This is a genomic window from Ruoffia sp. FAM 26255 (genome assembly GCF_045528525.1).
In the GTDB taxonomy this organism is placed as follows: Bacteria; Bacillota; Bacilli; order Lactobacillales; family Aerococcaceae; genus Ruoffia; species Ruoffia tabacinasalis.
The window spans coordinates 21731-35987 of record NZ_JBGQQX010000001.1 but is presented as its reverse complement, the minus strand read 5'-3'; the positions used below and the strand labels follow the sequence as shown (position 1 = coordinate 35987).

Below are 14257 nucleotides of genomic sequence, written 5' to 3'. Positions count from 1 at the left end.
GTTGTCCTTTTTAATATGCTATATAAAATAATTCACTAGAACTATCCCAAAATATCAAGCTTATAGCCGAACCTGTGGTATAATGGCATTACAGTAAATGAAGGACGTGTGTGTATGAAATTTAACGAATTTAATTATAATCGACCAGACCTAGAAATTTTCAAAAATGACTATCAAGAAAATATTGACAAAATAAAAAATGCAAACTCTGTCAAAGAAGCTTTAGAAAGCATTCGTGAGATTCAAGCATTACAAAATAAAATTAATACTCAATCAGAGTTAGCAGAAATTCGTTTCTCTATTAAAACGAAAGATGATTTTTATAAAAAAGAAAGTGATTTTTGGAATGAACAGTTACCAATTATATCGGAATGGGAAACGGATTATTATCGTGCAATTTTAAACTCGCCATTTCTTTCTGAATTAAACCAAGAAATTGCAGCACCATTTTTTGATATTATTGAGAACTCTCTAAAAGTATTTGACCCAACTATAATACCTTTACTACAACAAGAGAATAAATTAGTTTCAGAATATGATTCACTTATCGCATCCGCGGAAATTGATTATAAGGGAGAGACTTATAACTTATCTGGTTTGGTCCCATTCATGCAGTCAACTGACCGTCAAGAACGAAAAGCGACTTCTGAATTATATGCAAACTTTTTCCAAGAGAACTTATCGGAATTTGATCGTATTTACGATGAATTAGTTAGAGTTCGTCATGAGATGGCAACCAGACTTGGTTTTAAAGATTTTGTAGAGATGGGCTATGCGAGAATGAACCGCTTGGATTATACGCGTTCGGATGTTGAAGTATTCCGTCGTGAAGTTTTAGAACAAATTGTCCCATTATCATCTTATATATTTGACCGTCAAGCGAAACGTTTGGAGTTAGATGAATTAAAATACTACGATCTAAACTTAAGCTTTCCAACAGGAAATGCGAAACCTATTGGAACAGCCTATGAGTTAATTCAAAAAGCTGAAAAGATGTATTCAGATATGTCACCTGAAACGGCGGACTTTTTCGACTTTATGGTTAAACATGATTTAATGGACTTATTAACTAAGCCAGGTAAGCAAAGTGGAGGTTACTGTACTCACATCCCGAATTTTAATGCTCCATTTATTTTTGCTAATTTTAATGGGACTTCAGGAGATGTGGATGTATTAACGCACGAGGCTGGACATGCTTTCCAACTTTATCGTTCACGTTGGATTAATGAACCGGAATTAATTTGGCCAACACATGAAAGCTGTGAAATTCATTCAATGAGTATGGAATTTATCGCATGGCCGTACATGGATGAGTTTTTCGGTGAGAAAGTAGAAAAATACAAATACGCTCATCTTTCAGAAGCGGTGACTTTTTTACCTTATGGCGTCTTAGTAGATCACTTCCAACACGAAGTCTACGAAAACCCAATAATGACACCAGAAGAACGTCGTTCAAAATGGCGTGAATTAGAGAAACAATACACTCCTTGGAAAGAATATGATGATAATGAGTTTTATGAGCAAGGTGGTTTATGGTTTAAACAAGGCCATATCTTCAATTCACCATTCTACTATATTGATTACACATTGGCTCAAGTTTGTGCCTTTCAGTTCTGGGAGCGAAGTCATGTTAAAGAAGACGATAGCTTCTGGTCAGATTACTTAAATATTTGTCGTGTAGGTGGTACGAAATCATTCCAAGAAATTGTCAAACTCTCGAACTTAAAATCACCTTTTGAAGAAAACAGTCTTTCACAAGTTACTCAAGCCATTCAGACTTATTTAGAAGCTATTGACGAAGAGCAGTTAATATAAGAGGAGGAGTTCAATGATAAACGTAGGAACCATTGGTACTTCATGGATTACAGAACAATTTATTAAAGCGAGTCAACTGACCAATCTATATAAGATTAAAGGAATCTATTCACGAAGTGCTTACCGAGCAAAAGATATTGCGACGATTTACAAGACAGACTACTATACGGACCAATTAAATAATATTTTGTTCGATCCAGAAATTGATTTGATCTATATCGCAAGTCCCAATAGTTTGCATTTTGAACAAGCAATTCAAGCGATAAAAGCTGGAAAGCATGTCATTATTGAGAAGCCAATGTTTTCAAGTGTTGAAGAATGGCATCAAGCACATGAAGAAGCGAAACGCATGAATGTCTTCATTTTTGAAGGTGCTTTACATATTCATACGCGTAATTATCGACGAATGAAGCAGTTAGTTCAGAGTAAGATAAAGGATTCAGAGCAACCATTTTTAGGTGCTAACTTTAATTTTGGCCAATACTCATCCAAATATATGCAATACCGTGATGCAATGGAACATCAACAGATTGCACCCAATGTATTCAACCTAGAGTATTCAGGTGGGGCATTGATGGATTTAGGTGTATACCCTGTATATGTTGTCCTTGATTTATTTGGTTTACCTAATTCAGTACGATACAACGCACAAAAAGGGGAGAATTGTGCCGATATTTTCGGTACAATTTTATTCATATATAATAATTTTCAAGTGTCAATATTTATCTCTAAAGCTGTACATTCAAAACTACCAAGTGAAATTTATATCGATGATGAGACAATTATTGTCCATGATGTGAGTCGTATTAGTAAGGTTGAATTAATTAATAAAGAAGGACAAAAGGCAGATGTCATAGATTATAAGCCAGAAAATTACATGTATGATGAGTTAATGAACTTTGCTGAAGTGATTAATAATCCGGATAGTATTCACCAAAAAGTGCGCTATGAAGATTGGAAACAACTAAGCTTACAAGTGGCACAAACAATGGAGTTACTGCGTAAATCAGCGAATATTTCTTTTGACACTGAAGAACAGAAATAGAAGATAAGAGAAGGAGCATATAATGCTTAATACATTTAGAACTGAACTCCAAGAATTTTGGAAAGAGAAAGAATTTCAAGAACCTACACCGGTTCAAGAGCAATTATTTAAAGAAGCATCAGAGGGGAACGACGTCATTGCTGTATCCCCAACGGGTACGGGTAAGACATTAGCTTACTTACTACCTATATTGAATCAAATTGAAGCAAATAAAACGTTGCAAGCAATTATTCTAGCGCCATCACAAGAATTAGTGATGCAAATTGGTGAAGTGGCACGCGAATGGGGTAAAGTTGTAGGCATTAAAACACAAACGCTCATCGGTGGTGCAAATATTAAACGCCAAATCGATAAGTTAAAAGATAAGCCAGAACTTATTATTGCAACACCTGGACGCTTTATCGAGTTAACAAGCAAGACGAAAAAAATAAAAGTTCACCTAGTAAAAACCATTGTTTTTGATGAAGCAGATTATTTATTTAAAGATGAACATAAAAGAACGATCGAATCAATTCAACAAACACTGATGCGTGATGTTCAAAAAGTTTATGCAAGTGCGACAATGACAGAGGAATTTGTCAATGATCGAAAAGCGGAGAATAATGACATTAAAGTCATCCGCATTGATTCGCAAGAATCAGTTAGCCATATTCAACATTATTTCATTACGGTTAATAATCGCTATAAAGTGGATGAACTGAAACGTTTAGCTCAGATGGATAACATGCGAGCCATTGTATTCTTCGAACAGATTAATCAAATTGAAGAAGTGGCAGCGAAGTTAATCTATGAGAATGTATCTGTCGTTGTCTTACATAGTGATGCGAGTAAACAAGAACGTGAGTATGCGATTCGAGCATTTAAAAATCATGACGTTACTTATCTTCTAACAACCGATGTTGCTAGTAGAGGGATGGATATCTCAGAAGTTCCTTACGTCATTCATTATAACCGTGTCCAAGATAGCCGAACGTATATTCATAGATCAGGACGGACAGGTCGAATGAACCGTGAAGGTATTGTTATCTCATTATTAAATCAACAAGAAGCGAATGATTTAGCAGCCATCTTAAAAGGAGAGAATATTCCATTAACCGAGAAAGTATTAAAAAATAGAATATTAATTGATCCAACTGAAACAAAAGGGTCGAAAAACCAAGATAAACAAGCTCAAAATAGAAGAAACCGTGTGTAAATTTACAAATTTACATAAACTTTACATTCATTTAGCTCTAAATTTACAATCGAGGGGTATAATCAGAGTAGGAAAAGATTAAGTGGCTTTGTAGTGGGAGGATAATATGCGTATAGCAATCGTAACAGAAACTTTTGTCCCAGCGACGGATGGTATTTGCACTCGCTTGGCAAACTTTGTTGTTCAATTAAAAGAAATTGGTCATGAAGTTATTGTTATTTCACCGGATCTTGGTATAAGCGACTATAAAGGAGTACCAGTGTACGGGCTTGAAACAGTGACATTTCCATTATATGGATCGCGTCCATGGGGTTTACCTTCTCGAAAGGTAAAGTCTATTTTCAAGAAATTTAAGCCAGATGTGGTACATGCTGTGAATCCAATCTCATTGGCTTCATCGGCTGTTCACTATGCAAATAAGTTAAATATCCCTTTAATAACGTCATATCATACTCATTTACCGAATTACTTAGACCATTATAATATGAGTTTATTTAAACCAGTTCTATGGGATTATATTCGTTTTTGGCATACAAAGTCTGACGTTAATATTACAGTCTCACAAAGCTTAATGGATGAACTGAATGATGAGATGATTCCCACTCATGGTGTCTTACCTCGAGGAATTGATATTGAAGGGCGTCATCCAGAATATTTTGATCAAGAATTATATAATGAATTAACGGACAATAATCCAAATAATAAATTATTAGTCTACGTTGGAAGATTGGCTCCAGAGAAGGATATCGATCATTTACGTGCAATCTTTGATGAGCGAGATGATTTATGTCTAGCCATTGTCGGAGATGGGCCAGACAGAGAACGCTTAGAAGAAGTCTTTGCTGGAACGAAGACGCACTTTTTAGGCTTTAAGCATGGTGAAGATTTGTCTAAAGCCTTTGCGACAGGAGATGCTTTTGTCTTCCCATCAACATCAGAGACCTTTGGTTTAGTAATCTCGGAAGCGATGGCGTCAGGCATACCTGTCATTGCCGCTGAAAGCGAACCAACCGTTGAACAAATTACGGATAAGGAGACAGGCTTAATCTATGAATCTGGTAATACTGAAAGTTTAATGAAGGCAATTAATAGTGTGGATAATCCATTATTAATGCAAAAACTTTCACTTAAAGGGCGTTCGGAAGCGCTAAAATATACTTGGAATAATGCGACGCTAGAGTTATTAGATTTTTATTCGCAAACGATCGAAGCGCATCAATACAAATACGACGGTATTCGTAAACAAGCTTAAGTCTGTTTAGAAAATGAATGTATTTTTTAGAATATTAACTGCCAATTAGCGGTTAATATTCTTTTTTAATTATTGTGATGAATTTAAGCAATTAATTAGTTCATTTTTCATAGATATAGTAGACTAATATAGGGAAGTAGGGTAAGAATCGTGAAAAAACAAAAGTATACTAGAAAAGATTGGCCAACAGAATGGACAGGGTTAAACCCACGCTCAATGAAGGCATATCGTAAATATGTTAATCGCGAATTTCCTGGCTATTGTGGTACATATACCGCTGCTGCTTTGACGCATTACGTTATTCAGCAAGATCGTGAGAAAGAATTGCCCATGGATGATTTAATTGTTGGATTAAAACCACTCATTGATGGACGTTTTTGGTATAAAGGAACCTACCCTTGGGATTTAATCGGCGGTTTAAGAGACTTACTCGATGATGCAGGTTATAAGCCAAGATGGCACCTTATTAGTAACCCAATCGTTACGAAAGAGTTAACTCAAGCGAATCCTTACCCAGTTATTGTTGGAACAACCAAAGCGTTTGGAAGTAAATATGGCAATCATTGGCTATTAGTTTATGCTTTTGGTTATAACGACTCAGGTCAATTGTTTTATAAAGCATATGATAATCATGGTAAAATTAATGCAGTGATTCCTGCCAGTCAAACAATGGCTGCAGTATGGTTAGAAAGAAAGGACTGAATATAAATATGGTAGAATTTGATTATATAGTTATTGGTGGAGGAAGTGGCGGTATTTCTTCTGCGAACCGTGCAGCAGAGCATGGAGCAAAAGTAGCTGTGATTGAAGCCGTCGATTTAGGTGGAACGTGTGTAAACCGAGGATGTGTACCTAAGAAAGTTAGCTGGTATGCCTCAAGAGTTGCGGACAGCATTCACAAATATGGACCAGGATATGGTTTCCATGCCGAAAACACGCGCTTTAACTTTGATGAGTTTCTTGAAGCACGTGATGGATACGTCAGTCGTTCAAGATCGGGTTATGAGAATAACATTGAGAAAAATGGCATAACTTTATATAGAGGTCACGCATCATTCGTTGATGGACACACCGTTGAAGTAAACGGCGAAACATTAACAGCTAAAAACATCTTAATCGCGACAGGTGGACGCCCAAGTAAGGTAGAAGTACCGGGTGGAGAATTAGTTGATAACTCAGATGATTTCTTCAACTGGACGACTTTACCTGAGAAAGTAGCTGTCGTTGGTGCAGGTTACATTGCCGTTGAATTATCACAAGTAATGAGTAACTTAGGGGTTGATACGACATTAGTCACAAGATATGAAAAACCATTACGTTCTTTTGATGACATGTTAAGTGATTTGCTACTTGGCGCAATCAATGAAGATGGACCGACACATATGCCTAATACCACCTTTACTGAATACCGTAAAAATGGTGATAAAATCGAATGTTTAGTAGACGGCGAAGTGAAACTAGTTGTTGACCGTGTTGTTGCAGCCGTTGGACGTGTCGCTAATACTGAAAATTTAGGTTTAGAAAATACTGCCATCACGGTTGATGAAAAAGGACAAATCAATGTCAATGATGGTCATGAAACTGAAGAAGCTGGCGTTTACGCGATTGGTGATGTGATTGATCGTGTTGATTTAACTCCAGTTGCGATTAGAGCAGGGCGTACGTTATCGGAATATTTATTTAATAATGGGGCAACTTCAGCAATTGATTATACAAATATTCCAACTGTTATCTTTAGCCATCCAGCGATTGGTACAATTGGATATTCAGAGAAAGACGCGATTAAAGAGTTTGGTGAAGAGAATATTAAAGTGTATACAAATACTTTCTATTCAATGTATGCTTCAGCGGCTTGGCATCGTGAACAAAATAAATTTAAACTTGTATGTTACGGACCAGAAGAAGTCGTTATTGGCTTGCATGGTATCGGAGAAGGTGTTGATGAGATGATTCAAGGCTTCGGTGTAGCGATGAAGATGAAGGCTACAAAAGCCCAATTTGACTCAATTATCGCTATTCACCCAACAGGTGCAGAAGAATTTGTAACAATGAGATAAATAAAGAACCAGCGATTCCAATATGGGCATCGCTGGTTTTAGTTTTGATTGAAAATTAACCTTGAACAACTGATAGTGAAAGAGCAGCTGTGTTGATAGCAACTGTTCCACCAATAGGAAAAGTAAAGATGGGCTGAGCATGACCAAAGTTTACATTATAGATGACCGGTATATTTTGTAAAATCGAATGCTTATTCAATATGTAGTGAAGTGTATCTTCACTCATGTCTGATTCTTTAGGAAAGCGACCTATAATAACGGCAGCAGGTTCAGGATAAACTTGTAATAATGAAGCCAGATTTCTGGCAAAGTCAAAGGCATCGTTTTCTTCCGCACTTTCGATAAATAAGATCGCATCATCGACTTGAGGCATATATTGAGTCCCTTGAAGTAAATTAAAAGTATTTAAATTACCAACAATAGCAGTTCCGCTAGCTTTACCACTTGAGTATTCTGTCCATTCATTTTCTTTTAGATTCCGAGGTTTTTCTGGGATAAACCACTCATCACTCGAATAGAACTCGCTTGGATTTAAGTTATAAGAATGCTTAGTCATCGCCGCTAGCCAAGCATTTAACTGATATTCTTGGAGCTCCTTCATCTTAAAAGAAGAATAGGCTGGACCACTATAAGTTACTAAACCTGTTTTAGCAAAAATTGCATTTTGCAAAGCAGTTATATCAGAATAACCACAAAGTATTTTTGGGTTACTTCTAATTAATTCATAGTCTAGATACGGTAGTAATTCATTCGAATTAAACCCACCAATCGATGTTAAAATCATTTTAACTTGAGGATCACGAAATGCATCGTGTAAATCTTCGACGCGACTTTTAATGGAAGCTGAATTCATTTCATCCATCTCATCGATATGACTACTGTAGCTGATCGTGTAACCGAGATCCGCAAAGTATTTGACGAGCTTCTCGTTATCAGCTTCAGAATTCACGCGTTTAATTGAAGAGCTAGGGCTCAACACGCGGATTTCATCATTAAATTGTAATTTACTTGGGTATATTTTTCCCATGTTATCCCTCCAACTGACATAATACTTTACATATTATAACAGAAAGATGATAATCATTATATAAAACGAAAAACAGGGCAAGTAAGGGATAAAAATTGAGGATATATATTGTGAACTGAATGTTAACAAAAAAACATTGTTACATCAACGTTTTAAAGACTTATTTATATTTTTTTCAAAATGAAAGCCTGTTCTCAAGCCTTTATATTCGCAATAATAGCCACAAGTTGATATAATAAAGTTACAAAATAAAAATGTTTTGTATAATTAAAAAAAGGAGATGAATAATATGGGTTGGTTATGGTCACTAATCGTCGGTGGTATCATCGGATGGATTGCTGGAATGATTATGGGACGCGATATCCCAGGCGGTGTAATTGGTAATATTATTGCTGGTTTCGTCGGTTCATGGATCGGGAATCAATTTTTATCAGGCTTTGGTCCTGAAGTTGGTGGATTCTTCATTATTCCTGCACTACTAGGTGCGGTCGTTCTTATTGCAATTGTTTCATTTATCCTACGCCAAATGCGTTAATATTTATTTAAATGATTAAAGCTAGTCGGATTCTATCCGACTAGTTTTTTTAGTGTCATAAATAAGCAAATATAGGACGATTAAAACGAGCAACTCTTAAATATTCAATAATCCTTTTTTATTATGCTTCTTTTCTGTTAGTCATGAATTTTTTTGGTATAATTGTTTTTATAGCAATATTAGGGGGTTACAGGATCGATGGAAGATTCAAAGTTAAAAGTAGTCAGCAAAGAATTGGTTGTAACAGATGATTTGATAATCCCTGGAACGACTCAAATCGATTTGACAAAGATATTAGAGAAAGCCATGGAAGTAAGTGGCTTACATGATAATTATTTACAGAATCAATTGAATGTTAAATTCATTCAAGAAAATCATACATGGGTCATCACTCAATATGAGATTCGAATTCTTAAAGAAGCAGAACTTAATGCTACACTTGAGATTGATACGCGACTCATTGAAGTTAACCGTTTCTTCTGTACTCGACGTTATAGCGTTGTGAGTGATGGACAATTGTTATATGAAGTATTCGCTAAGTTCGCAGCCATTGATATGGAGAAGCGTCGAATAGTTAGAATTAATCCAGCTCCTTTAGAAACGGAAGATATTATTGACTCATCTTATACAATTGAATTTTCGAAGATTAAAGCATTTACGAATGTGGCAAACGAAGAAGATATTCGAGTTGGTATTGATGAAAGTGATATCGATGAGAACTTGCATGTGAATAATCTGGTCTATCTGAGGTGGGCGTACCGTACTATTCCGTCTAATATTAGCGAAAACTACAAGATGAAACGCATCGAAGTAAAATACGAGAAAGAAATACTCCCACAAGACACTGTGGCTATCTGTAATCAAGCTGATTTGGAAGAGAGTAAACAAACTCAACAAGTTATTATTAATGAGAGCAATAATAAGATAGCAAGTGTCATAAATATAGAATGGGAATAAAAGAAAGGGAATAAGAATGATTACATTAAAATCACAAAGAGAAATAGAACAAATGACAGAATCTGGAGAGATATTAGCAAGTATCCATGAAGAATTACGCGACTTTATCAAACCAGGGGTTACAACAAATCAGATTGATAAATTCGTTCAAAAACGTATTGAAGGCGCTGGGGCAGTCGCAGCTCAAATTGGTTACGAAGGGTATAAATACGCAACATGTATTAGTGTGAATGACGAAATCTGTCACGGTTTCCCATCAGGGTATGTACTTAAAGCCGGTGACATTGCGAATGTTGACTTTTGTGTTGACTTAAATGGTGCAATTTCTGATAGCTGTTGGACATACGCTGTTGGAGAATTAACTCCAGAGCACCAACGTCTAGTTGATGTCACTTATAAAGCATTAATGTTAGGTGTCGAACAAGCTGTTGTAGGGAACCGTATCGGAGATATCGGTCATGCAATTCAAACTTATGCAGAAGGCGAAGGTTTCGGTGTTGTTCGTGACTTTATTGGACATGGTATTGGTCCAACAATTCACGAAGAGCCAGCAATTCCTCACTACGGTTTAGCTGGGAAAGGTCTACGCTTAAAAGAGGGTATGACCATTACAATCGAACCAATGATTACAACGGGAACTTGGAAGATGAAGATGGATGATAACGGTTGGACTGCTCGTACGCGTGACGGTGGATACTGTGCACAATTCGAACATTCAATTGCAATCACTAAAGAAGGCCCAGTTTTAATGACAAAGCAAAAAGGTGAATAAAAAAATTGAGGGAGTCCATTCGGATTCCCTCAATTTTTTATGCTTTAAGTTCTTTACCTAAGGCAATGATATGTTGTTTTAATTCATCTTTAATTTCTGGATGATCCAGACCAATTTCGACACTCATTTCAAGGAAGCCAAATTTACTTCCTACATCGTATCTCTTACCATCAAAGCGTTTAGCAAAGACGCGTTGCGATTTGTTTAATGTATCGATCGCATCAGTTAATTGAATTTCGTTACCAGCACCAGGTGCTTGGTTTTCTAAAATTTCAAATATTTCTGGAGTTAATAAGTAGCGTCCAATAATAGCCAAATTACTTGGTGCATCTTCTGGATTTGGTTTTTCAACAAAACGCTCCACATTATAGATCCCTTCAGCATATTCACGTTCTGGTGCGATGACACCGTATTTGTTTGTATCTTCATAAGGTACTTCCATAACCGCAATGTTAGACGCATGTGTTTCGTCATAAACATTAATCAGTTGCTTCGTTAATGGAACCTCACTTTGCATCACGTCATCACCTAGCATAACAATGAATGGTTCATCACCAATGAAAGCTTTTGCTTGAAGAACTGCGTGGCCCAGACCTTTAGGATAAGCTTGGCGGACAAAGAATAAGTTAACATTGGTTGTATCGTTAACAATGTCTAACAAATCTTCTAAGCCATTTTCTCTAAGATGTTCTTCTAGTTCGATATTTGAGTCGAAATGATCTTCAATCGGACGTTTACTTTTACCAGTTACAATTAAAATGTCTTCAATCCCTGAAGCAACAGCTTCTTCAACAATAAATTGAATCGTTGGTTTATCTACAATAGGTAACATTTCTTTTGCCATTGCCTTCGTTGCAGGTAAGAATCGAGTTCCTAAACCAGCAGCAGGTATCACTGCTTTTTTTACTTTACTCATTGATAGACTCCTTTGTAATTAATTGATATAAGTTTAAATATTCTTGATTAATCTTATCCCATTTAAATCTTTGCATTTGTTCCATCGCTTGTTGAGACATTTGTGCATAATTTTGACGAATGTAATCAACCGCTTGATTGAACTCAGTTTGACTTTTATGATCCACACTCATCCCAATTTCTTTGTTGGGGAAGAAATTATCAAAGCCTTCACCTTTTGTATAAATGACTGGCAAGCCTTGGCTCATTGCTTCTACATAAACAAGACCAAATGTTTCAGGGTAGGAGAGCATTGCAAAAATATCCATCGAGCGATATAACTCTTTCATACTTTCCATATCTTGTTTACCATGATAAGTAACGACCGGCATTTGTTGTAACTCTTTTAGAATGGAATCGTCCCAACTTGGACCGATAATATGAAGTTCAGCAGGCGAGTGTTCTGGAGAATAACTTTGAACTAATCCAGCTAATTCTACGAAACGCTTCAATGCCATAATCTTACCGGTTGTGACGATTCTTAAAGGTTGATGCAAGTTAGACTTTTTATCTTTATAACGATTATCATGCCAATAATCACTGACACCATTTGGAATAATATGGGCTTTTTCTTTTAGAGTAGCTTGTAGAGAATCAGGGATGTATGTTTCAAAAATTTCGTTGTAAGTATTTTTTGAAATAAATACAATTTTTGAAGCATGCTTTAAGATGTTAATCCCAGTTTTTCTCATCCAAGGCATTCTTTGAAAGAATGTGCGCATATCGGCATTACGAACAGCAACGACATATGGAATATTATATTTCTTATGAAGTTGCAGTGCGAGCCAACCGTTTGAGAATAATGAATGCGCGTGAATTAATTGATAAGACTCAAAGTCATAACGAGTGAGTAAATCCGTTAATATTAAATGATGTTTAATCGGGAATACCCAACGAGTCAGTTGATGATGATTTCGACTGACCGTAGTATATTCTCCACTCGTTGATAACCTGTCTTCTGGATATTGATGCGGGATCGGTACATAAACATCAATATCAATATCCGACTCAACTTGGCGACTATATAATTGGTTAAATAGGCCGGAAGTTGAGAAGTATGAATTTATATGTAATATTTTCATGAAAAAATCCTTCTAAAATTATTCAGCCTCTAATTCTTCAATTCGAATCTCATAAGATTCGATTCGTTCTTCAAGACTTTCGATTTGTCCGAGTATTTCATTCGAAGAGGTATATGTATCAACTTCGGGAACCCTAAATATTTGCATAAATAAATATAAAGTAATAAAGAAAATGACAATGACGATAACTAAGAAAAACCAACCATTACGATCAAATCGTCGGTCAAATTGTTCTAATCGTTTTACTAGCTCCTGCTCTAACGCGTTTCCAGTTTTATTCTCATCTGACATACAACATACCTCCTAGTTTTTTGAGCTTAAAAAGCCCATTCCCCATTTCTAAAGATTGGAACAACTGTACCGTCTTCTTTGATACCATCAATGTTCATTTCTCCGTTACCAACCATGAAGTCAACATGGACGTTTGAACGGTTTAAACCAGCGTCTTCTAGTTGGTCACGATCCATTTTAGCTCCGCCTTGAACAGATGTTGCATAGGCTTGTCCTAAAGCTAAGTGGTTTGATGCGTTTTCGTCGAATAAAGTATTGTAGAAGATAATTCCTGATTGAGAAATTGGTGATTTGTGTGGTACTAAAGCAACTTCACCTAATGATTTTGAACCTTTGTTATCATTGATTAAAGCTTTAAGTGTTTCTTCACCTTGTTCTGCAGATACTTCAACAACTTCGCCATCTTTAAAGTTGAAAGTCATACCATCGATCACTGTTCCACCATAACTTAATGGTTTAGATGATGTAATTGTTCCTTCTGCACGACGGAAATCAGGTGCTGTAAATACTTCTTCTGTTGGCATATTAGCAATGAATACTTCGCCGTTTTCGTTCACACTTCCAGCACTTTCCCATACGTGATTTTTTGGTAAACCAAGTGTAAAATCAGTTCCAGGACCAGTGTAGTGTAATTGATCAAATTGTTCAGCATTTAAGAAGTCTGCTTTTTCGTTTAATGTTGATTCATGAGCATCCCATGCTTCAACAGGGTTTTCTTCATAAACACGAGTTGTTTTGAAAATTTGGTCCCATAATGCATCCACTTGTTCTTCAGTTGTCTCTAATTCTGGGAAAACTAATTTTGCCCATTCTTCACCCGCTCCGGCACATACTAACCAGCTCACTACGTTTGCTTGAGTGGCGTTACGTACTTTTTCTAATGCTTGAGAAGATGCTAATTGGCTTTCGCTAATTTTTTTAGGGTCAACACCTTTTAAAGCGTTTGGATTTGATGAGCGAAGTGCAATGCGTTTCGCGCGTTTATCTAATAGATCATGTGCTTCATCAACTTTGTATTGAGGAATATCCGTTAATGTTTCAACGTCTTGTCCTTCATAGTTAACGCGAGTGATGATGTCATCTGACCAGTTTACGATCACTTTTTTCGCACCAGATTTGTATGCATTTTTAACAACAAGGCGAACTAAAGGTGCTTGCTCAATATCAGCATTGATAAGTACGTAATCGTCCTCACCAACAGCAATCCCTTTATTCACGATTAAATCTGCATATTTGTTTAATAATGTATCAAAATTTTCTAACACAATAAATTCC

The 14257-nt window shown here is 36.2% G+C and carries 14 protein-coding genes; 9 read left to right on the top strand and 5 right to left on the bottom strand.

Annotated elements, in window-relative coordinates:
• Positions 1–114: 114 nt before the first annotated feature.
• The 6 genes from ACEN31_RS00160 (at position 115) to gorA (ending at position 7364) form a co-directional block, all read left to right on the top strand.
• Entirely contained in the window at positions 115–1815 is a 1701-nt protein-coding gene (locus tag ACEN31_RS00160; protein WP_407108262.1) for a M3 family oligoendopeptidase, read from the top strand.
• 13 nt (positions 1816–1828) lie between these two features.
• Positions 1829–2860, top strand: a complete 1032-nt coding sequence (locus ACEN31_RS00155; protein WP_407108261.1) for a Gfo/Idh/MocA family protein — start codon at positions 1829–1831, stop codon at positions 2858–2860.
• A 22-nt stretch (positions 2861–2882) separates the two neighbouring features.
• Positions 2883–4055, top strand: coding sequence for a DEAD/DEAH box helicase (locus ACEN31_RS00150; protein WP_407108260.1), 1173 nt, complete (start codon positions 2883–2885; stop codon positions 4053–4055).
• Positions 4056–4161: 106 nt separating this feature from the next.
• Entirely contained in the window at positions 4162–5307 is a 1146-nt protein-coding gene (locus ACEN31_RS00145; protein ID WP_407108259.1) for a glycosyltransferase family 4 protein, read from the top strand.
• A gap of 150 nt (positions 5308–5457) precedes the next feature.
• On the top strand, positions 5458–6009 hold the full coding sequence (locus ACEN31_RS00140; protein ID WP_407108258.1) for a dihydrolipoamide dehydrogenase: 552 nt from the start codon (positions 5458–5460) through the stop codon (positions 6007–6009).
• A gap of 8 nt (positions 6010–6017) precedes the next feature.
• Positions 6018–7364 carry a glutathione-disulfide reductase gene (gene gorA / locus ACEN31_RS00135; RefSeq protein WP_407108257.1) on the top strand — a complete coding sequence of 449 codons (1347 nt, stop codon included), beginning with the start codon at positions 6018–6020 and terminating at the stop codon, positions 7362–7364.
• A gap of 55 nt (positions 7365–7419) precedes the next feature.
• On the opposite strand, the gene ACEN31_RS00130 is transcribed toward gorA, so the two are convergent.
• Positions 7420–8391, bottom strand: a complete 972-nt coding sequence (locus ACEN31_RS00130; protein ID WP_407108256.1) for a S66 peptidase family protein — start codon at positions 8389–8391, stop codon at positions 7420–7422.
• A gap of 289 nt (positions 8392–8680) precedes the next feature.
• Here ACEN31_RS00130 and ACEN31_RS00125 point away from each other — a divergent pair, with 289 nt between their 5' ends.
• From ACEN31_RS00125 to map, 3 genes are all read left to right on the top strand, one after another.
• Positions 8681–8926: a GlsB/YeaQ/YmgE family stress response membrane protein gene (locus ACEN31_RS00125; RefSeq protein WP_407108255.1), complete on the top strand. Its 246-nt coding sequence runs from the start codon at positions 8681–8683 to the stop codon at positions 8924–8926.
• Between the two features lie 198 nt (positions 8927–9124).
• The gene (locus ACEN31_RS00120) at positions 9125–9883 is read left to right on the top strand and encodes an acyl-[acyl-carrier-protein] thioesterase (protein ID WP_407108254.1); all 759 of its coding nucleotides are present in this window, start codon (positions 9125–9127) and stop codon (positions 9881–9883) included.
• A gap of 16 nt (positions 9884–9899) precedes the next feature.
• Positions 9900–10655 (top strand): type I methionyl aminopeptidase, encoded by a 756-nt coding sequence (gene map, locus ACEN31_RS00115; protein ID WP_407089396.1) that lies wholly within the window; start codon positions 9900–9902, stop codon positions 10653–10655.
• Positions 10656–10692: 37 nt separating this feature from the next.
• Here map and galU read toward each other — a convergent pair whose 3' ends face one another.
• Genes galU through ACEN31_RS00095 form a run of 4 tightly spaced genes read right to left on the bottom strand, consistent with a single transcriptional unit; the run spans position 10693 to position 14250 of the window.
• Positions 10693–11571 (bottom strand): UTP--glucose-1-phosphate uridylyltransferase GalU, encoded by an 879-nt coding sequence (gene galU, locus ACEN31_RS00110; protein WP_138404968.1) that lies wholly within the window; start codon positions 11569–11571, stop codon positions 10693–10695.
• Complete coding sequence (locus ACEN31_RS00105) at positions 11564–12691, bottom strand: glycosyltransferase family 4 protein (protein ID WP_407089397.1); 1128 nt, start codon at positions 12689–12691, stop codon at positions 11564–11566. Before ACEN31_RS00105 ends, galU begins: the two co-directional genes overlap by 8 nt.
• 18 nt (positions 12692–12709) lie before the next feature.
• Positions 12710–12982 (bottom strand): hypothetical protein, encoded by a 273-nt coding sequence (locus ACEN31_RS00100; protein ID WP_138404970.1) that lies wholly within the window; start codon positions 12980–12982, stop codon positions 12710–12712.
• A gap of 26 nt (positions 12983–13008) precedes the next feature.
• Complete coding sequence (locus tag ACEN31_RS00095) at positions 13009–14250, bottom strand: aminopeptidase (RefSeq protein WP_407108289.1); 1242 nt, start codon at positions 14248–14250, stop codon at positions 13009–13011.
• Positions 14251–14257: the final 7 nt, after the last annotated feature.